Annotated in this window: 17 protein-coding genes; 8 read left to right on the top strand and 9 right to left on the bottom strand. The window is 66.2% G+C overall.

Annotated elements, in window-relative coordinates; genetic code table 11:
• The first annotated feature begins 99 nt into the window (after positions 1-99).
• Positions 100-516 carry an acyl carrier protein gene (locus F3J43_RS15810; RefSeq protein WP_166888270.1) on the top strand — a complete coding sequence of 139 codons (417 nt, stop codon included), beginning with the start codon at positions 100-102 and terminating at the stop codon, positions 514-516.
• Here F3J43_RS15810 and F3J43_RS15815 read toward each other — a convergent pair.
• On the bottom strand, positions 488-2,161 hold the full coding sequence (locus F3J43_RS15815) for an AMP-binding protein (protein WP_166888272.1): 1,674 nt from the start codon (positions 2,159-2,161) through the stop codon (positions 488-490). The genes F3J43_RS15810 and F3J43_RS15815 overlap by 29 nt on opposite strands.
• Positions 2,162-2,467: 306 nt before the next feature.
• Between F3J43_RS15815 and F3J43_RS15820 the strand changes: the two genes are divergently transcribed.
• The 4 genes from F3J43_RS15820 to F3J43_RS15835 are packed head-to-tail and all read left to right on the top strand — an operon-like array spanning position 2,468 to position 8,023.
• Positions 2,468-3,631: an isovaleryl-CoA dehydrogenase gene (locus tag F3J43_RS15820; RefSeq protein WP_166888274.1), complete on the top strand. Its 1,164-nt coding sequence runs from the start codon at positions 2,468-2,470 to the stop codon at positions 3,629-3,631.
• Between the two features lie 19 nt (positions 3,632-3,650).
• Positions 3,651-5,258: a carboxyl transferase domain-containing protein gene (locus F3J43_RS15825; RefSeq protein WP_166888276.1), complete on the top strand. Its 1,608-nt coding sequence runs from the start codon at positions 3,651-3,653 to the stop codon at positions 5,256-5,258.
• 3 nt (positions 5,259-5,261) lie between these two features.
• Positions 5,262-6,071, top strand: a complete 810-nt coding sequence (locus F3J43_RS15830; RefSeq protein ID WP_166888278.1) for a gamma-carboxygeranoyl-CoA hydratase — start codon at positions 5,262-5,264, stop codon at positions 6,069-6,071.
• On the top strand, positions 6,068-8,023 hold the full coding sequence (locus F3J43_RS15835) for an acetyl/propionyl/methylcrotonyl-CoA carboxylase subunit alpha (RefSeq protein WP_166888281.1): 1,956 nt from the start codon (positions 6,068-6,070) through the stop codon (positions 8,021-8,023). Before F3J43_RS15830 ends, F3J43_RS15835 begins: the two co-directional genes overlap by 4 nt.
• A 1,513-nt stretch (positions 8,024-9,536) precedes the next feature.
• Here F3J43_RS15835 and F3J43_RS15840 read toward each other — a convergent pair.
• Positions 9,537-10,190, bottom strand: a complete 654-nt coding sequence (locus F3J43_RS15840; protein ID WP_166888284.1) for a LexA family protein — start codon at positions 10,188-10,190, stop codon at positions 9,537-9,539.
• A gap of 129 nt (positions 10,191-10,319) precedes the next feature.
• Here F3J43_RS15840 and F3J43_RS15845 point away from each other — a divergent pair, with 129 nt between their 5' ends.
• The 3 genes from F3J43_RS15845 (at position 10,320) to F3J43_RS15855 (ending at position 12,869) form a co-directional block, all read left to right on the top strand.
• Positions 10,320-10,637 carry a DUF6124 family protein gene (locus F3J43_RS15845; protein ID WP_166888286.1) on the top strand — a complete coding sequence of 106 codons (318 nt, stop codon included), beginning with the start codon at positions 10,320-10,322 and terminating at the stop codon, positions 10,635-10,637.
• Positions 10,638-11,067: 430 nt separating this feature from the next.
• Positions 11,068-11,580 carry a DUF4880 domain-containing protein gene (locus F3J43_RS15850; protein ID WP_166888288.1) on the top strand — a complete coding sequence of 171 codons (513 nt, stop codon included), beginning with the start codon at positions 11,068-11,070 and terminating at the stop codon, positions 11,578-11,580.
• A gap of 140 nt (positions 11,581-11,720) precedes the next feature.
• Entirely contained in the window at positions 11,721-12,869 is a 1,149-nt protein-coding gene (locus tag F3J43_RS15855) for a M14 family metallopeptidase (protein ID WP_166888292.1), read from the top strand.
• Between the two features lie 155 nt (positions 12,870-13,024).
• Here the strand turns inward: F3J43_RS15855 and F3J43_RS15860 are convergent, their stop codons facing one another.
• Genes F3J43_RS15860 through F3J43_RS15890 form a run of 7 tightly spaced genes read right to left on the bottom strand, consistent with a single transcriptional unit; the run spans position 13,025 to position 19,370 of the window.
• On the bottom strand, positions 13,025-13,993 hold the full coding sequence (locus F3J43_RS15860; RefSeq protein ID WP_166888294.1) for a Csu type fimbrial protein: 969 nt from the start codon (positions 13,991-13,993) through the stop codon (positions 13,025-13,027).
• Positions 13,990-16,332 carry a fimbria/pilus outer membrane usher protein gene (locus F3J43_RS15865; protein WP_353618238.1) on the bottom strand — a complete coding sequence of 781 codons (2,343 nt, stop codon included), beginning with the start codon at positions 16,330-16,332 and terminating at the stop codon, positions 13,990-13,992. Before F3J43_RS15865 ends, F3J43_RS15860 begins: the two co-directional genes overlap by 4 nt.
• Before the next feature lie 59 nt (positions 16,333-16,391).
• Positions 16,392-17,168, bottom strand: a complete 777-nt coding sequence (locus tag F3J43_RS15870; RefSeq protein ID WP_166888297.1) for a fimbrial biogenesis chaperone — start codon at positions 17,166-17,168, stop codon at positions 16,392-16,394.
• A gap of 58 nt (positions 17,169-17,226) precedes the next feature.
• The gene (locus F3J43_RS15875; RefSeq protein ID WP_205297901.1) at positions 17,227-17,709 is read right to left on the bottom strand and encodes a Csu type fimbrial protein; all 483 of its coding nucleotides are present in this window, start codon (positions 17,707-17,709) and stop codon (positions 17,227-17,229) included.
• Between the two features lie 24 nt (positions 17,710-17,733).
• On the bottom strand, positions 17,734-18,267 hold the full coding sequence (locus F3J43_RS15880; RefSeq protein ID WP_166888303.1) for a Csu type fimbrial protein: 534 nt from the start codon (positions 18,265-18,267) through the stop codon (positions 17,734-17,736).
• Positions 18,268-18,284: 17 nt separating this feature from the next.
• Entirely contained in the window at positions 18,285-18,833 is a 549-nt protein-coding gene (locus F3J43_RS15885; protein ID WP_205297902.1) for a Csu type fimbrial protein, read from the bottom strand.
• Between the two features lie 9 nt (positions 18,834-18,842).
• On the bottom strand, positions 18,843-19,370 hold the full coding sequence (locus F3J43_RS15890) for a Csu type fimbrial protein (RefSeq protein WP_166888305.1): 528 nt from the start codon (positions 19,368-19,370) through the stop codon (positions 18,843-18,845).
• Positions 19,371-19,390 lie beyond the last annotated feature (20 nt).

Genomic DNA, 19,390 nt, shown 5'->3' on the forward strand with positions numbered 1-19,390 from the left:
GCACAAAACCAGGTCAGAGGCACCTGACAGTTCTACCAGTAGCCGCTCCCGACCAACCGGCGTACAGAGAACACTTCCACCTCTGATGACCCGTTCCGCATGCACGCGCACCTCGACATCGCCCTCCACCTGCAAGGGCTCCTCGCCAACTTCCTCGAACAGAGCCTGCACCGGATCCGCCCGGACATCGCCCTGGACGAGCTGGGTGCCGACAGCTTCGACGTGTTCGAGCTGCAAGCCCTTATCGAAGAGTCGTTCGAGATTCGCATCGACGAGCAGATCCACACCTACATGACCTTCGCCGAGCTGGTCGACCTGGTGCATCGCACGCTGTTGCCGAAATCATCCTTGCTCACCCCCCCTGACAGTCCTGCCAGTGGCAACGGCAACGTCCGCCCCGACCATGCCCACATCCGCCTCGATGAGCACCACGCCAATGGCCGGTTTCCACTCCCTGGCACAGTGCCTGGAACAGATCATCCAGCACTCATTCCCGGGCGATCTCCTCGATGCTGATCTCACGCATTCGGAACTTCTGCACCTTCCCCGTCACCGTCATCGGGAACTCCTCGACAAAGCGGAAATGCCGCGGCGTCTTGAAATGCGCCAGCCGTTCCTTGCACCACTGCTGCAACTCCTCGGCCGTGGCGCTGTGCCCTGGATGCAGACGGATCCACGCCACCACCTCCTCGCCATAGCGACTGCACGGAATCCCCACCACCTGCGCCTCGGCCACTGCCGGGTGGGTGTGGAAGAACTCCTCCAGCTCGCGCGGATAGATGTTCTCGCCACCGCGGATGATCATGTCCTTGTTGCGCCCGACGATACGCACGTAGCCGTCGTCGTCCATCACCGCCAGATCGCCGCTGTGCATCCAGCCAGCCGGGTCGATGGCGTCATGGGTAGCCTGCAGGTCATTCCAGTAACCGAGCATCACGCTGTAGCCACGGGTGCACAGTTCGCCCATCTCGCCGCGCGCGACGATGACGCCATGGGCATCCACCAGTTTGGTCTCCAACTGCGGCTGGGTACGCCCGACGCTGGTCACGCGCAGCTCCAGGCCATCGTCCGGGCCGGTCTGCAACGACACCGGACTGGTCTCGGTCATGCCGTAGGCGATCTGCACCTGGCCCATGTGCATCTGCTCGATGACCTTGCGCATCACCTCGATCGGGCAGGTAGCGCCGGCCATGATGCCACTGCGCAGGCTCGACAAGTCGAGCTGGGCACGCAGCGGATGATCGAGCATGGCGATGAACATGGTCGGCACGCCATACAGGATGCTGGCGCGCTCCTCGGCCACGGTGCGCAGGGTCAGCTCGGCGTCGAAGGCGTCGCTGGGGTAGATCATGGTACTGGCGTGGGTGATGCAGCCCAGGTTGGCCATGACCATGCCGAAGCAGTGGTACAGCGGTACCGGGATCACCATGCGGTCGTGCTCGCTCAGGCCCAGGCTGCGGCCGACCATGTAGCCGTTGTTGAGGATGTTGTAGTGGCTCAGGGTCGCGCCCTTCGGGGCGCCGGTGGTGCCGGAGGTGTACTGGATGTTCACCGGCTGGTCGAACTGCAGGCTGGCCTGGCGGGCCGTGTAGTCGGCCTCGCTCACCGCCCCTCCCCGTCCGGCCAGCGCCGCCCAGGGCAGGAAGCCGGGCGGCGGCGCGCTGGCCAGGCTGATCACGCCGCGCAGATCTGGCAGGCGCTCGCTGGCCAGCTCGCCCAGGCAATGGCTCGCCAGCTCCGGCACCAGCGCCTGCACCATGGCGTGGTAGTCGGAGGTCTTGAAGGCATCGGCGCACACCAGCCAACGGCAACCGGACTGACGCAGCACGTACTCCAGCTCGCCGACGCGGTAGGCCGGGTTGATGTTGACCAGGATCGCACCGACCTTGGCCGTGGCCAGTTGCAGGATGCACCACTGCGCGCAGTTGGGCGCCCAGATGCCGACCCGCTCGCCCACCGCCACGCCTAGCGCCAGCAGGGCTCGGGCATGGCGCTCGACCTCGGCGGCCAGCCCGCGCCAGGTGTAGCGCAGGCCCTGGTGACGCACCACCAGGGCCTCGCGCTCGGCATGCCGGGCGACGGTGGCGTCGAAGGCCTGGCCGATGGTCAAGGTCAGCAGAGGGTGGTCCTGGCGGCCGCGGGTATAGCTTGGTTGAGGCATGGTGGTCCCTTCTTGTGGTTGTTCTGGGCATGACTGAAGCAGGCGCGAAATACTCTGGCGCAGATTTACGTTTACGTAAAGGTGATTGACAGCCTGCGGAGCCAGGCTTACGTTAACGTCAACCACGCATCACAGCAGCTGGGCAGGAGCGAGGTTGTGGCAGCGGGCTGGCCCCGCGGTGAGGCCGGACCAGTCGATACAGCTGGCCGTTCTGACGGGCATCGCGAGGCCAGCCCGCTGCCACAACCCAGCTCCCGCAAAGCCGCCGTGATACCTCGAACATCAAGAACAACAAGGTGCCCGCGCATGCATTACCCCACCCTGAACTTCGCCCTGGGCGAGACCATCGACATGCTCCGCGACCAGGTGCGCACCTTCGCCGCCGCCGAGCTGGCGCCGCGCGCCGCGCAGATCGACCACGACAACCTGTTCCCCGCCGACATGTGGCGCAAGTTCGGCGACATGGGCCTGCTCGGCATCACCGTGCCGGAAGAATACGGCGGCGCCGGCCTGGGCTACCTGGCCCACGTGGTGTCGATGGAAGAGATCAGCCGCGCCTCGGCCTCGGTGGCCCTGTCCTACGGCGCCCACTCCAACCTGTGCGTCAACCAGATCAACCGCAACGGCAGCCATGAACAGAAGCTCAAGTACCTGCCCAAGCTGATCAGCGGCGAGCACATCGGCGCCCTGGCCATGAGCGAGCCCAACGCCGGCTCCGACGTGGTGTCGATGAAGCTGCGCGCCGAGAAGCGCGGCGACCGCTATGTGTTCAACGGCAGCAAGACCTGGATCACCAACGGCCCCGACGCCAACACCTATGTGATCTACGCCAAGACCGACCTGGACAAGGGCGCCCACGGCATCACCGCGTTCATCGTCGAGCGCGACTGGAAAGGCTTCAGCCGCAGCAACAAGTTCGACAAGCTGGGCATGCGTGGCTCCAACACCTGCGAACTGTTCTTCGACGGCGTCGAAGTGCCGCAAGAGAACATCCTCGGCCAGCTCAACGGCGGCGTGCGCGTGCTGATGAGCGGCCTGGACTACGAGCGCGTGGTGCTGTCGGGCGGCCCGACCGGCATCATGCAGAGCTGCATGGACCTGGTCGTGCCGTACATCCACGACCGCAAGCAGTTCGGCCAGAGCATCGGCGAGTTCCAGCTGATCCAGGGCAAGATCGCCGACATGTACACCCAGCTCAATGCCAGCCGCGCCTACCTGTATGCCGTGGCCCAGGCCTGCGACCGTGGCGAGACCACCCGCAAGGACGCCGCCGGGGTGATCCTCTACACCGCCGAACGCGCCACGCAGATGGCCCTGGAGGCGATCCAGATTCTCGGCGGCAACGGCTACATCAACGAATTCCCGGCCGGCCGCCTGCTGCGCGACGCCAAGCTGTACGAGATCGGCGCCGGTACCAGCGAGATTCGCCGGATGCTGATCGGCCGCGAACTGTTCAACGAAACCCGCTGAGCACAAGGAACTGGCGTCCATGGCTACCCTGCACACCCAGATCAACCCACGCTCGGCGGAGTTCGCCGCCAACCGCGCGGCCATGCTCGAACAGGTCACCCACCTGCGCGGCCTGCTCGCCCACATCGCCCAGGGCGGCGGCGCGAAGGCCCAGCAACGTCACACCTCGCGCGGCAAGCTGCTGCCCCGCGAGCGCATCGACCGCCTGCTCGACCCCGGCTCGCCGTTCCTCGAGATCGGCCAGCTGGCGGCCCATGAGGTGTACGGCGAGGACGTGCCGGCGGCTGGGGTGATCGCCGGCATCGGTCGCGTCGAAGGCGTGGAATGCCTGATCGTGGCCAACGACGCCACGGTCAAAGGCGGCTCCTACTATCCGCTGACGGTGAAGAAGCACCTGCGCGCGCAGACCATCGCCCTGCAGAACCGCCTGCCGTGCATCTACCTGGTGGACTCCGGCGGCGCCAACCTGCCGCGCCAGGACGAGGTGTTCCCCGACCGCGAGCACTTCGGGCGGATCTTCTTCAACCAGGCCAACATGAGCGCCCTGGGCATCCCGCAGATCGCCGTGGTGATGGGCTCGTGCACCGCCGGTGGCGCCTACGTGCCGGCCATGGCCGACGAAGCGATCATGGTCCGCCAGCAGGCGACCATCTTCCTCGCCGGGCCGCCCCTGGTAAAAGCCGCCACCGGCGAGGTGGTCAGCGCCGAGGACCTCGGCGGCGCCGACGTGCACTGCCGCACCAGCGGCGTGGCCGACCACTACGCCGACAACGACGAGCACGCCCTGGCCCTCGCCCGGCGCAGCGTGGCCAACCTCAACTGGCACAAGCAAGGCAAGCTGCAGTGCCAGGCGCCGATCGCCCCGCTGTACGGCGCCGATGAGCTGTACGGCGTGGTGCCGGCCGACGCCAAGCAGCCGTTCGACGTACGCGAGGTGATCGCGCGGCTGGTCGACGGCTCGGTGTTCGATGAGTTCAAGGCGCTGTTCGGCACCACCCTGGTGTGCGGCTTCGCCCACCTGCACGGCTACCCGGTGGCGATCCTGGCCAACAACGGCATCCTCTTCGCCGAGGCCGCGCAAAAAGGCGCGCACTTCATCGAGCTGGCCTGCCAGCGCGGTATCCCGCTGCTGTTCCTGCAGAACATCACCGGCTTCATGGTCGGCAAGAAGTACGAGGAAGGCGGCATCGCCAAGCACGGCGCCAAGTTGGTGACTGCGGTGGCCTGCGCCCAGGTGCCGAAGTTCACGGTGATCATCGGCGGCAGCTTCGGCGCCGGCAACTACGGCATGTGCGGCCGCGCCTACGATCCGCGCTTCCTGTGGATGTGGCCCAACGCACGGATCGGCGTGATGGGCGCCGAACAGGCTGCCGGGGTGCTGGCCCAGGTCAAGCGCGAGCAGAGCGAGCGCAGTGGCGAGGTGTTCAGCGCAGCGGACGAGCAACAGCTCAAGCAACCGATCCTTGACCAGTACGAACGCCAGGGCCATCCCTACTACTCCAGCGCCCGGCTGTGGGACGACGGCGTCATCGACCCGGCGCAGACCCGCGACGTGCTCGGCCTGGCGTTGTCCGCCGCGCTGAACGCCCCGATCGAACAGAGCCGCTTCGGCATTTTCCGGATGTGACCCATGAGCGACTTCGCGACTCTCGAACTGGAAAAAGACCCGCGCGGCTTCGCCACCCTGTGGCTCAGCCGCGAAGACAAGAACAACGCCTTCAACGCCCAGATGATCCGCGAGCTGATCCATGCCCTCGACCGCCTGGCCGAGGATGCCAGCCTGCGCTTCGTGCTGCTGCGTGGCCGTGGCCGGCATTTCAGCGCCGGCGCCGACCTGGCCTGGATGCAGCAGTCGGCCGCGCTGGATTTCAACACCAACCTCGACGACGCCCATGAGCTCGGCGAGCTGATGTACGCCCTGCACCGCCTCAAGATGCCGACCCTGGCCGTGGTGCAAGGCGCGGCCTTCGGCGGCGCGCTGGGACTGATCAGTTGCTGCGACATGGCCATCGGCGCCGAGGACGCCCAGCTGTGCCTGTCGGAGGTGCGCATCGGCCTGGCCCCGGCGGTGATCAGCCCGTTCGTGGTCAAGGCCATCGGCGAGCGCGCGGCCCGTCGCTACGCACTCACCGCCGAGCGCTTCAGCGGCGTGCGTGCCCGTGAGCTGGGCCTGCTGGCCGAGGTGTACCCGGCCGCCGAGCTGGACGCCCAGGTCGAGGCCTGGGTGGCCAACCTGCTGCTGAACAGCCCCCAGGCCCTGCGCGCCACCAAGGATTTGCTGCGTGAGGTGGACGACGGTGAACTGAGCCCGGCCCTGCGCCGCTACTGCGAGAACACCATCGCCCGCATCCGCGTCAGCGCCGAAGGCCAGGAGGGCCTGCGCGCCTTCTTGGAAAAACGCCGCCCCGCCTGGCAAGACAACAAGGAACCGCGCCCATGAGCCGTCCCACCCTCACCACCCTGCTGGTCGCCAACCGCGGCGAGATCGCCTGCCGGGTGATGCGCACCGCCAAGGCCATGGGCCTGACCACCGTGGCCGTGCACAGCGCCACCGACCGCGAAGCCCGCCACAGCCGCGAGGCCGATATCCGTGTCGACCTCGGCGGCACCAAGGCCGCCGACAGCTACCTGGTGATCGACAAGCTGATCGCCGCCGCCAAGGCCAGCGGTGCCCAGGCCATCCACCCGGGCTATGGCTTCCTGTCGGAGAACGCCGGCTTCGCCCGCGCCATCGAGCAGGCCGGACTGATCTTCCTCGGCCCGCCGGCCAGCGCCATCGATGCAATGGGCAGCAAGTCGGCGGCCAAGGCACTGATGGAAGCCGCCGGCGTGCCGCTGGTGCCGGGCTATCACGGCGCAGACCAGGACCTGGAGACCTTCCGCGCCGCCGCCGAGCGCATCGGCTACCCAGTGCTGCTCAAGGCCAGTGCAGGCGGCGGCGGCAAGGGCATGAAAGTGGTCGAGGAAGAAAGCCAGCTGGCCGACGCCCTGGCCTCGGCGCAGCGTGAAGCGCAGTCGTCGTTCGGCGATGCGCGAATGCTGGTGGAAAAATACGTGCTCAAGCCGCGCCACGTGGAAATCCAGGTGTTCGCCGACCAGCATGGTCACTGCCTGTACCTCAATGAGCGCGACTGTTCGATCCAGCGCCGCCACCAGAAGGTGGTGGAGGAAGCGCCGGCCCCCGGCCTGTCCCCCGAACTGCGCCAGGCCATGGGCGAGGCGGCGGTACGCGCGGCCCAGGCCATCGGCTATGTCGGCGCCGGTACCGTGGAATTCCTGCTCGATGCCCGTGGCGAGTTCTTCTTCATGGAGATGAACACCCGCCTGCAGGTGGAGCACCCGGTCACCGAGGCGATCACCGGACTCGACCTGGTGGCCTGGCAGATCCGCGTGGCCTGCGGCGAGGCGCTGCCGATCACCCAGGAGCAGGTGCCCTTGATCGGCCACGCCATCGAGGTGCGCTTGTATGCCGAAGACCCGGCCAATGAATTCCTGCCGGCCACCGGCACCCTGGCGTTGTACCGTGAGTCGGCGCCGGGCGAAGGCCGGCGGGTGGACAGTGGCGTCGCCGAGGGCGATGTGATCTCGCCGTTCTACGACCCGATGCTGGGCAAGCTGATCGCCTGGGGCCAGGATCGCGAACAGGCGCGGTTGCGGCTGCTGGCGATGCTCGATGAGTTCGCCATCGGCGGGTTGAAGACCAATATTGCCTTCCTGCGCCGGATCCTCGCCCACCCGGCGTTTGCCGCGGCGGAGCTGGACACCGGCTTCATCCCGCGGCATCAGGAGGAGCTGCTGCCGGTGAACGAGGCGTTGCCCGCCCAGTTCTGGGAAGCCGCCGCCGAAGGCTGGTTGCAGAGCGCAACCGGGCTGCAGCGCCGGGACGACCCCGCCTCGCCCTGGGCCGGTCGCGATGGCCTGCGCCTGGGCTTGCCGGCACGCAGCAGCCTGCATTTGCAGTGTGACGGCCATGAGCAGGCCGTGGCGCTGGAGCGCAGTGCGCCATCGACCTATCGGCTTGAGGGCGAGCAACTGTGCCACGACCTCGATGGCCTGCGTCGCCGGCACCTGGCGGTGCGCCGTGGCAGTGTGCTGTATCTGCAATGGCAGGGCGAGTTGCATGCCGTTGCCGTGCATGACCCGATTGCGGCGGCCGAGGCCAGCCATAGCCACCAGGGCGGCCTGGGCGCACCGATGAATGGCAGCATCGTGCGGGTGCTGGTGGCGGCTGGGCAGGTGGTCGAGGCTGGGACTGCGCTGGTGGTGCTGGAAGCGATGAAGATGGAACACAGCATCCGTGCGCCCCATGGCGGGACGGTGAAGGCGCTGTTCTGCCAGGAGGGGGATATGGTCGGCGAAGGGACAGTGCTGGTGGAGTTGGAGGGGGGGTAAGGGTTGCTGGGGGTGTCGGGGTTCGCCGATAGAAATGCAGCGCCAGTGAGATCGAGCGCCGCCCGCGCGGCGCATCGCGGGCTTTCGCCCACTCCCACATTTGTTTCGGGCCAGTCTCTCCTGTGGCATTGCCTGGTCCGCCTTGTTGGCATGGCGAGGTTTCAGCGTGGACGCTGCTGGCGCTTCGCCTGGCTTGAGGCATGCGCCAAGGCGTACAGCGGTACCTTCACAGGAGTGCATCGCCCGAAACAGATGTGGGAATGGGTAAACAACTTTGGGGATGGGTAAAGCAACTGTAGGAATGGGTAAAACAACTGTGGGAGCGGGCGAAGCCCGCGATGCGGTGAAAGCGCTGCTGGGGATAGAGGCAGGAGAATCGAGTGGTGTGGGGAGATGCATGAGGGCTGCCATGGGTTCGCCGGGAGAGTTGTAGCGCTCTTGAGATCGAGCGCCGCCCGCGCGGCGCATCGCGGGCTCTCGCCCACTCCCACATTTGTTTCGGGCCAGTCTCTCCTGTGGCATTGCCTGGTCCGCCTTGTTGGCATGGCGAGGTTTCAGCGTGGGCGCTGCTGGCGCTTCGCCTGGCTTGAGACATACACCAAGGCGTACAGCGCTACCCTCACAGGACTGCATCGCCCGAAACAGATGTGGGAATGGGTAAACAACTTTGGGGATGGGTAAAGCAACTGTAGGAATGGGTAAAACAACTGTGGGAGCGGGCGAAGCCCGCGATGCGGTGAAAGCGCTGCTGGGGATAGAGGCAGGAGAATCGAGTGGTGTGGGGAGATGCATGAGGGCTGCCATGGGTTCGCCGGGAGAGTTGTAGCGCTCTTGAGATCGAGCGCCGCCCGCGCGGCGCATCGCGGGCTCTCGCCCACTCCCACATTTGTTTCGGGCCAGTCTCTCCTGTGGCATTGCCTGGTCCGCCTTGTTGGCATGGCAAGGTTTCAGCGTGGGCGCTGCTGGCGCTTCGCCTGGCTTGAGACATGCACCAAGGCGTACAGCGGTACCTTCACAGGACTGCATCGCCCGAAACAGATGTGGGAATGGGTAAACAACTTTGGGGATGGGTAAAGCAACTGTGGGAGCGGGCGAAGCCCGCGATGCGGTGAAAGCGCTGCTGAGGGGATAGAGGCAGGAGAATCGAGTGGTGTGGGGAGATGCATGAGGGCTGCCATGGGTTCGCCGGGAGAGTTGTAGCGCTCTTGAGATCGAGCGCCGCCCGCGCGGCGCATCGTGGGCTCTCGCCCACTCCCACATTTGTTTCGGGCCAGTCTCTCCTGTGGCATTGCCTGGTCCGCCTTGTTGGCAGGACGCGGTTTCGGCGTGGGCGCTGCTGGCGCTTCGCCTGGCTTGAGACATGCACCAAGGCGTACAGCGGTACCCTCACAGGACTGCATCGCCCGAAACAGATGTGGGAGTGGGCGAGAGCCCGCGATGCGCCGCGCGGGCGGCGCTCGATCTCAAGAGCACCGCAAGACTCACGCCGAACACCTCGTCGCCCCAACGCGATCTAGAGCACCCCGTGCATCCGCACCACAACCCCGAGGAACTCGCACCCCTCCTCGCACAACACCGTCGGATACAAGGTATTGAGCGGCCTGAGCATCTGTTGCCCGCCCTCCTCGATCAACTCGCGCAGCACTGCCGGCTTGCCCGGCTGCCGTGCCACCACCAGACGCCCCGGCGTGGCTGCAATTCCCGCATCCACCAGTACCAGCACCCCCAGTGGCACGCTCCGGCCACTGGCGGCATTCATCGAGTCATTTTCCACCGGCAACCAGAAGGCATTGCCAGCAGGCATGTACCCCGTCAGCTCCTGGGTTTCACTGGCCTCGGGCAACGACCCTTGCAGATCTTCCCAGCGCAACACCGGAAACCGAAAACTGGCATGGCGCAAGTCATTGACCGAGCCCGGCCGATCCACCGCATAAACGCCCCGGCTCTCGCGCGTCATCCCTCGCTCGACCACCATCACCCGCGCCTCGAGGTACACCAGGCCAAGCTTTTCCAGCTTTTCGTTGACGGTCGCCAGGGTCGGCCTGCGCGTGCCGCGCAGCCAATGGCCGACGCCGCCTTGGGTCATGCCCAGGCGTTCAGCCAATTGGTGTTGCTTGAGGTTGTGCTCGCGCTGGTAGCGCGACAGAAATTCGATCCAGTTTTCCATGGCTGAGAACGATACGGACTGGATGAACGCCTTCAATACACATCCAGAATTATCTTAGCACGCAAAAATAATACAAATTGACCTACCATCACGACTCATTGTCCTGGAACGGATTTCATAGGTGCAGTCATGAGTGATTTGAAAAAAGAAGACACAGATCTTGACGAAGAGGCCGCCCGCCGCGCCCTCGACTATTACCTCAACCCCACTCCCACCAAGCCCGAGCTGGAGCGCTCGCCCTGGACCCTGCGCGAAGGCGTCAGCAACGCCGACGCCAGCGAGCACGCCATGGCCCTGCTGCGCTGCGCAGCCGCCACGGCGCAGGAAACCGCCGCCCATCAACAGGGCACGACAAGGGAAGTGGTGTTCGCGCTGATGCACATGATCAACATGGCCCGGGCCCTGCTGGAACAGTGCCACGCCGCGCAAAAGGCATCGGAAAGATAAGGAGCCCGTGATCGCCGACGAACGGCAATGGCCCCGATTGCCGGGGACGAGGAAGCGCACCGGCGTATTTTTTTCACCGGATGACAGAAAAATCATTTGACTGGCAAATGATAACCATTACTATTGGGCTCAGCAGGTCGCGAGACCCGCTGGATAACCTGCAACGTCCTCAGGTCGGACGCTCAGATTATCTCCTCATCAGGCTAATCACGGTTTTTGACCCGGCTTTTTGCCGGGTCATTTTTTTTGGCTCTTCAGGCTAATGAAGATCGTTTAATGGCGGCGATGATAGCAAAAGTGTGTCAATGCGTGAACGCTCATTGCAAAACTTTGCGGAATCAGCACTTGAGAATCAATCTCGTTAATACTAAGCTGATGCCGCATCACGGAAGATACCCCCACACCCTCCCCCATGAGCAAGGAGCTGTCCATGACCCGTCTGCTGCCCCTTGAGCACGATCCCCATACTGCCGAACGGCAGGCCGACGACGCTTTGCTGCATGCGCTCAAGCGCCTGCCGCGCCGGGTACAGCAGGTGTTCCTGCTCAACCGCCTCGATCAACTGGGCTTCGCCGAGATCGCCACGCGCCTGGACCTGCCACTGATCAGCATCGAACGCCACATGGACCAGGCCTTGCAGACCAGCCGCCAGCCAGGCGATGCCCTGGCCAGTGTCGCCGGACAATGGTACGTGCGCCTGCAAAGTCCGCAGGTGACCGCCAGCGAGCGCATCGACTTTCGCCGTTGGCTGGATGCCGCCCCCGAGCACCTGCACGCGTTCCATGCCACCGAGCTGCGCTGGCGCAGCCTGCTGCCCCCGGCGCGACAACTGGGGCAGGACGGCTGGTACCGTCAAGGCCGGGCGGCACTGTCACTGGGCGGCTGTTCGATTGCCGTCGGCCTGGGCGTGGCCGCGCTGGTTGCACTGGGCCTGCTGACCTGACATCGGCCAATGGGATCGGCCCTGCTGAACGCTGAAACCCAGGGGCTGCTGCAGAGAAATGCAGTAATCCCAATCAGCATGCGCACGCGCCGCCAAGCGGTGTAGAGTACCGTCACAACAACGCCAACAGGAGGCTGGCAATGACCGTGACGCTCTCCCCGCTGCACATCGACTGCGACTTCGACTCCGGCAACATTCTGGTCAAGGACGCCAGCGACCCCGCACAAGTCCACCTGGATATCCGCAAGGACAGCCACAGCGACCACTTCCAGTGGTTCCACTTCAAGGCCAGTGGCCTTACCCCGGGTCAGGTCCATCGCTTCAGCCTGGACAACGCCCACCAGTCCTCCTACAAGAACGCCTGGACCGGCTACCACGCCGTGGCCTCCTACGACCAGCAGACCTGGTTCCGCGTGCCCAGCCACTACGACGGCCGGGCCCTGAGCTTCGAACTCGAGGCCGAGCAGCCGCAGGCCTGGTTCGCCTACTTCGAACCCTACCCCCGTGCCCGCCACAACCAGCTGATCGAACGCGCCCGGCAGATCCCCGGCGTCGAACTGCTGGCCAGCGGCCGCAGCGTGCAGGGTCGCGATATCCCACTGTTGCGCGCCGGCAATGGTGACGCGAACAAGCGCAAGTTGTGGATCATCGCCCAGCAACACCCGGGCGAGCACATGGCCGAATGGTTCATCGAAGGCGTGATCGACGCCCTCGAAGCCAACGGCCCGGTCATCCGGCAGCTGCTGGCCAAGGCCGACTTGTACCTGATCCCCAACATGAACCCGGACGGCGCCTTCCTCGGCCACCTGCGCACCAACTTCAAGGGCAAGGACCTCAATCGCGCCTGGCAGGATGCCAGCGTCGAACTGAGCCCCGAGGTGTTCTTTGCCCAGAGCCAGATGAAGCTGCATGGCGTGGATGCCTTCGTCGATGCCCATGGCGACGAGGAGATCCCTCATGTGTTCACCGCCGCCTGCGAGGGCAACCCTGGCTACACGCCGCGCATCGCCAAGCTGGAAGAGCAGTTTCGCAGCACGCTGTGCAGCCTGACGCCGGATTTCCAGACTACCTACGGCTACACCCGCGACGAGCCAGGCCAAGCCAACATGACCCTGGCCTGCAACGCCGTGGGCCAGGCCCATGACTGCCTGTCGCTGACCCTGGAGATGCCGTTCAAGGACCATGACGATGCGCCGAATCCGCGCACCGGCTGGTCGGGCGAACGCTCGAAAGCGCTGGCCGCAGCGGTGCTGGAGACGCTGCTGAAGATGGTCGACGATCTGCGCTGAGGGCTGTATTCCCAGCAGGAGCGGCCTTGTGTCGCGAAAGGCTCGCGCAACGGCCCCGACCCTATCGGCCATTACGCCAAGATCCTGGGGCTGCGCTGCAGCCCTTTCGCGACCCAAGGTCGCCCCACAAGCGTTGCGCAAAAGCAGCGATCTACTCAGAACTGTACATCGAGGATCACGCTGTCGGTGTAGCTCGCCGCCGGTGGCGTGGCCTGGTCGGTGTAGACCTTGGCGTTGTAGTTGAACAGCTGGCTGCCCGTTCCGGTGCCGTTGCCCGGGTTCACGTCGGCATCGCTGCTGGCGCGCCGCGCCGTCCCCACCGAGCCCCAGCGCACCGCGCCGGCACTCTTGAAGATGTCATAGGCGAGGAAATTGCCGGCACTGGACTTCATCCGCCGCCGCCCGCCCGACACGTTCTGCCCGTCATCCAGCCCCACCGTGTAGGCACTACCCTTGGTGCACGACAGGCTTACGCTCTGGTTCACAGTGCCGAATCCCGCCACCACCGGCGCACTGGCGAAGCTGATGTTGGGCGTGGTGATCTGGCAGTCGTTGGTCACCGTCAAGGTGACCTGCAGCGTCTGGTTGCCATTGCCGATATCCCGCCCCAGGCAGATGGCGCCGATACCGATCCCCGAGCAGTAGTTCCAGTTCCAGGCGATATTCAGTGTCTCCTGATACAGCCCCGCGGCGACATTGGCGCCGACGGTGGTCTTCAGGTACAGCGGCACGCTCTTGGGCGTGGGCCCGTTGAGCAGGCCCAGGGCATCGATGATGCCGTTGCGCGCAAAGTCGAACTGCACTCCGCGGCTGATCGGGTAACTGGTAGTGTTGTCGGCGTAGATCGTATAGGGGATCACGTCGCCGGTGGGCCCCACCAGACCGCTGCTGCTGGAGGTGATGGTGGCGTAGAAGTGATCGGTACTGACCAGCAGCGACAGCAACGAGCCGGTGCACTGCAGCCCCGCGTTGGTGGTCGAGGCACTTTGTACCGTAGTACGCACCACGGTCGAGTTGAGCGAGCCGAAGGCCGCCGGCGCGGTGGCCACCGACGAACACAAGCCCCAGGCCGCCCCGGGCAACGCCAGCGCGGCCAACAACAACAGTTGGCACAGGCGGCTCATCGGCACACCAGTGGGCCGATCAGCGGAATCGGCCCTTGCCCTTCGGGCAAGTCGAAGGCTACCTGGCACTGCCCGCCGTCGGCCTTGTCCACCGCGAGGCGATTGTGCGGCGCCAGGTTCTCCAGGTACACCAGCCCGTCCCAGCCCACCACCGCCTCGCCAGCGCTTTCCTGATGCCGCACGCGGCTGCCCAGCTTGAGCACCTGGTTGTCGCCATCGACCAGCACCAGGCTCGCCGCCAGCACCCGCTTGAGCGGGAACTCCAGCAGGTAGCCACTGCCCCGACGCACCGCCACCCGCTGCTCGACCTGCGAGGCGAGGACATCGGCCGGCAGACCCATCGGGTCGATCTCGTACTTGCCGCGGTAGTAGCCGCTGCTGTACGGCACCAGCAGGTGACCACCGCGGTCGGTGCTGCCGACCAGCTGGTTCTCGTAGCGCACCGGCACGTCGGCGTAGCCGCTGGTGCTGACCACCACGAAGGCATCGTCGATGCGGTTGGCGGCGAACAGTCCAGCATCCATCAACACCAGCGAGCCGCTGGCGTCGGCCCAGCGGGTCATCTCGCCGCTGCTGCCATACACGCCCGCCTGCAGTTGCACCGACTGCAGGCGCCAGGTCACGTCGGCCTGGCGATAGTCCTGGGTATTGCCACCCGTGGCGTAGCCGAGGTTGTAGCCCACCCCGCCGCCCACCGGCACCGCCTGGCTGTAGTTGACGCGCTGCAGGTCCTGACCATCCTTGCTGCGCTCGGCGCTGAAGGCCAGGGTGCCGCGCAGGTCGAACGGGATCACCAGCTGCGCCTGCACCGCCCACTGGCTGTCGCCGACCTCGCGGTTGGCCGACAGGTACAGGCTGCTGCTGCCCCACAGCGGCTTGCTCCAGCTCAGGTTGACCAGTCGCGTGCGCGAACCGTCGCCGGCGCGCACGTCGAAGTAGCCAGCGCCGAGGCTGCCGTAGCGATCGAGATTGAGACTGACGGTGGCCTGTTCGCTGCGTGTGCTAAGCCGCGTGTAGGGGTTGTCGACCAGCGACAGGTCGGCGTAGTCGCCATGACGCTGGATGCGCTGGTAGTTGAAGCCGACGCGGCGGCTGTTGTACTGGTAGCCCAGCGCCACCTGCTGGCCGCTGTCGCCGTCGAAACGACTCTGCGCCAGCGCCGCGTTGAGCACGCCGAAGGTGCCCAGGCGCAGGTTGCCGCCCAGGCCGCCGAGCATCATCGACGCCGCGGTCTCGGCATGGGTTTCGAGGGTGAAGAAATCGGACACGCCGTGACGCAGGCTGGCACTGGCCACTCCAGGCCCGTAGTCGAAGTCGCGCACGCCATAATCGCGGCGCAGATTGCCAGCGGCCAGCGAGTAGTCCGACAGGCCCTTGGCCAGCAGGCTGCTGGTGACGTAGAACGGCAAGGTGGTCGAGACCTGCCGGCCCAGGGCGTCGGTGGTCACCACCACGGCCTCGCCGGCACCGTTGATGAACGGCACATTGGTCAGCGTGTAGGGGCCCGGCTGCAGCTCGGTGGTGCTGCTCTTGTAGCCATTGATGAACAGGTCCAGCGAAGTCGGTACCGCCGCTTCGCCGGCAAAGGCCGGTAGCGGGTAGGTGACCAGGTCCGGCCGCACGCCGAAGTCACGCGACAGTTGCAGGCCGCCGACCCGCACCGAGGTGGTCCAGGGCAGCGCCCCGGTGACCAGGTCGCCGACCTCGTAAGTCTGCAGGCGCTGCTCGTCGGTGTAACGGAACGTGGTGTCGTAGCGCAGATAACCCTGCCGCGGCTGGCTCCGGACGCCGCTGAACGACTGGCGCCACTGCCCGGTGGTGGAGAAAGTGCCCCAGTCGTCGAACAGACGCAGCTCGTTCCAGGCGGCCAGGTAGGTGCCACCCTCGTCGGTGTCGTTGAGGTAGGCGTCGTAGTTGAACAGCGCGCCGAGGCTGCTGTGGGCCTCGCTGGGCGGATACAGGCCACGTTCGCCGACCTGCTGATCCGGCAGCCAGGCCGGCGGCACCTGCAGCAGCAGGCGCTGGTTCTGGCTGTCATAGTCGCTGTGCAGGTCCGCAATGTCGTCCAGCGCCACCTCGCCCCGGGGCTCGCCCGGCAGCTTCACGCCTGCGGCGCGCAGCACATCGCTGTCCAGGTACAGCCGCCCGGCCCGTTGCTGCACCGGCACCAGCTCAGCCTTGCCCACCTGGTTCACCAACAGGTCCAGGTACAGCGTGGCATCGGCCACCGCGGCGCTCTCGGTGGGCGGTGGCGGCAGATCGTCGGCCACGCCCAGGCCTGACCCGAACACCGCCAGGCCCAGCCACAACCGGTGCGTCGCCACCCGCACCCAGCTCACACACGACTTCCAACCATTGCCGGGTCCTCCCTGGCCCCTGCCGTTCGTTCAAACGTCTGTCACTGACCCTGCCGGATGGCCTGCGCCACATCCTGGCCATTGATCCTGCCCTTGAGCACGCTGGCCGCTCCCGGTGTGGCCGGTGCCGGCCAGCGCATGCTGGCGCCGGGCAGCACATAGCCCAGCAAGCCTTCCACCAGCGGCGTGTCGCGCCCGCCCTGCTGCAGCACCACATCGGTCAACCGCGCATGCACAGGCCCGGTGTTGCGCAACTCGACATAGGGCTTGCCCTGTACCGTCACCGCGCGCCAGCTCAACTGTGGCTTGCCGACCCCCTCGGCACTGCGCTTGCCCTCCGGGTCGGGCTTGCCCCACAGCCCTTCGCCGTAGACGAACAGCGGTACCGAGTAGCGCATCTGCAGGCGGATCGCCGCCTTCGGCCCCTCGCTGGCGGGGTCGACGGGCACGGGCGAGGGAATCTCGTCGATGATGATGCGGTAGGCCTGCTCCTGGCCGACCGGCGAGGTGCCGGTACGGGTCAGGCGGATCAGCTGCTTCTGGCCAGGCGGGATATTGGCCACCGGCGGGCTGCCGATGATCTCGCGCTGGTTCTGGAACTGCTCCTGATACTCGCCCTGGCGCCAGGCGAACACCCGCACCTGCAGGCTGGCCGGCGCCGTGCCGCGGTTTTCCAGCCACAGCGCGCCCGCCTTCTGGTCGGCCTCCAGCACCGGATCGATCGGCCAGATCAGCACCGAGGTCGCCGCCATCGCCGGCGCGCAGGCCAACGACAGCAGCCCGATCACGCCCCGCGCCAGTTTCGCGACTGCCCCCATGCCTCTCTCCTTGGTCGTTCTCATGTCGATTGCGCTGCCTGCTTCAGCGGGTCGTTCTTCACCAACTCACTGTCACTTGCACCACATCGGTGTAGGTCCCCGCCGGCAGGGTGCCGGTCAAGGTGGTACGGCCGTAGACCGGCAACTTGATCGCCGTCGGGTCGCTGTAGCTCACCGCCACGCTGCTGCCGATGCCCAGGCTCTGGCTGAAGGCCGCGTCGCGGTACAGCTGGTAGGCGAGCAACTGGGTACCGCCGCTGCGCTTGAGGTTGCGGCTGCCGCTGGCACTGTTCTGGCCGCCATCCAGGCTCATGTTCAGGGCCACGCCCGGAGTGCACTGGAAGGTCACCGTGGTGCCGCCGAGCGAAGTACTCAGGGTGGCCGTGGACAACGCCGAGCTGGTGCCGAAGTCCAGCACCCCGTAAGCCGTCACGCCCCCCACCACCAGGCAGCCGGCAACGATCTGCGCAGTCACCTGGAAGGTGCTGCTGGTGACGGCCGGCGCCCCCGGCGCCACGACCAGGCACAGGCCGGCAGACAATAGCCGCGCCGCGCCGCGCACTGCTCAGAAGCTCAGCTCGACGGCTACCGTGTCGGTGTACACCCCGGCCGGCAGGCCCGCCTTGCCGCGTGCCTGGCCGTAGAGGTTGACGGTCTGCGCCACGCCGGTACTGGTCGGCAAGGTGATGGTGCCGTCGATGGCCAACAGTTGGGTGAAACCGCTGTCGGTGTAGAAGTCGTAGGGCACGAAGTTGCCGTTGCCATCGGCCAGGGCACGGGTACCGCCCGGGGACTGGTTGTCATGGCTCCCGGCCCGCACCTTGATCGCCGGCACCGTGCCCGCCGAGCAGAGGATGCTCATGGCACCGCCGCCGCTGCCCAGCACCTGACCACCGGCCGTGGTGAACAGCGCCCCTTGGGTACCGAAGTTGAGCGTGCCGAAGTTCAGCCCCGAGGTACCGCCATTGCCATTGACCTGGCAGGCGGAGGTCAGGGTCAGGGTCGAGCTGATCGTCCCGGTCACGGTGACCGCCTGGGCCTGGGCCGCGAGGGCGAGGCCAAGGCCGGTGAGGATGCAGCGGGTGAAATGCTTGGGCATTGGAGTCTCCTTGCGTGTTACCAGTCCAGGGTCACCCTGAGGGTGTCGCGATACAGCCCGGCCGGCAGGGCGCGCGGTTGCGCGACCACCAGCCCATAAATGGGCACGGGAACTTGCTGGGTACTGCTGATGGTGAACGTGCGGGCCTGGCCGATGCCGTAGCGGCTGTTGCCACCGGGGTCGACCGCCAGTTGGTAAGGGATCAGCTCACGGCCGTTGCTCAGCCGGCGCACACCATCACCGCCATTGAGCCCGCCATTGATGCGCACGTTGAAGGCGCGCACCTGCGGGGTGCAACTGATCTGCAGGCTGCCCTCGCCGCCCGCCTCGTCGACCCGACTGGTCAGCGGCCGGTCCCAGGTCGGTCCGCGGCTGCCGAAGTCCATCACCCCAGGATTGCCCACCGTCGCCGGCTGCTGGTCGCTGCTGATCTGGCAGGCAGCGCTGATCACCAGCCGCGCCTGGATGAAGCCGGTGCTGTTGCCATGGGCCGCACTGCCGGGCAACAGCAGCGGGCCAAGGAAAAGCAGCAGGATCGAGGTACGTTGCAGCGCGTCCTTGTGCATGGCCTGCTCCTACCAGGTGACCGTGACTTTGAGCAGATCGGCGTACAACCCGGCACGGGGTACCCAGGCCAGGCGGTCGATCCGTGCATAGAGGGGCAACGCCACCGAGCCGCTGTCTGGCACCCGAGCCGCCTGCGGCACATCCACCGCCAGTGGCTCGCGCCAGGCGGCGTCGCGGTACAGGCGATAGGGAATCGGCCGGGCGTCGGGCGCGTCGCTGGCCAGGTAGCGTACTTCGCCGACGCCACCATGCTGGCCGCCATCGACGCGCACCTGATAGGGGGTATCGGGATTGCACTCCAGGCGTGGTGGGCGCTGGCTGAACAGCACGCCGCTCAAGGGCGCATCGCGCCCGTCCAGACGGGCGGCGCTGCCCAGGTCGATCCGCCCCAGGGCCTGTGGGCCGGCAGCGCGCTGCTGGGTGATCAGCATGCAGCCGCGCTGCACGCGGACCTGCACTTCGACGAGGAAGTCCGCCGCCGCGGCGCTGCTGCTCAAGCACAGGCCCAACAGCGCGGCCATCACGCGTTCCGTCACCAGTCAGTCCTTGTCTGTGG

The sequence above is a fragment of the Pantoea sp. Cy-639 genome, from assembly GCF_011752525.1.
In the GTDB taxonomy this organism is placed as follows: Bacteria; Pseudomonadota; Gammaproteobacteria; order Pseudomonadales; family Pseudomonadaceae; genus Aquipseudomonas.

Coding starts and splice junctions, on each gene's coding strand:
- F3J43_RS15810 (WP_166888270.1), top strand. CDS start 100: ATGCACGCGCACCTCGACATCGCCCTCCACCTGCAAGGGCTCCTCGCC.
- F3J43_RS15815 (WP_166888272.1), bottom strand. CDS start 2,161: ATGCCTCAACCAAGCTATACCCGCGGCCGCCAGGACCACCCTCTGCTG.
- F3J43_RS15820 (WP_166888274.1), top strand. CDS start 2,468: ATGCATTACCCCACCCTGAACTTCGCCCTGGGCGAGACCATCGACATG.
- F3J43_RS15825 (WP_166888276.1), top strand. CDS start 3,651: ATGGCTACCCTGCACACCCAGATCAACCCACGCTCGGCGGAGTTCGCC.
- F3J43_RS15830 (WP_166888278.1), top strand. CDS start 5,262: ATGAGCGACTTCGCGACTCTCGAACTGGAAAAAGACCCGCGCGGCTTC.
- F3J43_RS15835 (WP_166888281.1), top strand. CDS start 6,068: ATGAGCCGTCCCACCCTCACCACCCTGCTGGTCGCCAACCGCGGCGAG.
- F3J43_RS15840 (WP_166888284.1), bottom strand. CDS start 10,190: ATGGAAAACTGGATCGAATTTCTGTCGCGCTACCAGCGCGAGCACAAC.
- F3J43_RS15845 (WP_166888286.1), top strand. CDS start 10,320: ATGAGTGATTTGAAAAAAGAAGACACAGATCTTGACGAAGAGGCCGCC.
- F3J43_RS15850 (WP_166888288.1), top strand. CDS start 11,068: ATGACCCGTCTGCTGCCCCTTGAGCACGATCCCCATACTGCCGAACGG.
- F3J43_RS15855 (WP_166888292.1), top strand. CDS start 11,721: ATGACCGTGACGCTCTCCCCGCTGCACATCGACTGCGACTTCGACTCC.
- F3J43_RS15860 (WP_166888294.1), bottom strand. CDS start 13,993: ATGAGCCGCCTGTGCCAACTGTTGTTGTTGGCCGCGCTGGCGTTGCCC.
- F3J43_RS15870 (WP_166888297.1), bottom strand. CDS start 17,168: ATGGGGGCAGTCGCGAAACTGGCGCGGGGCGTGATCGGGCTGCTGTCG.
- F3J43_RS15880 (WP_166888303.1), bottom strand. CDS start 18,267: ATGCCCAAGCATTTCACCCGCTGCATCCTCACCGGCCTTGGCCTCGCC.
- F3J43_RS15885 (WP_205297902.1), bottom strand. CDS start 18,833: ATGCACAAGGACGCGCTGCAACGTACCTCGATCCTGCTGCTTTTCCTT.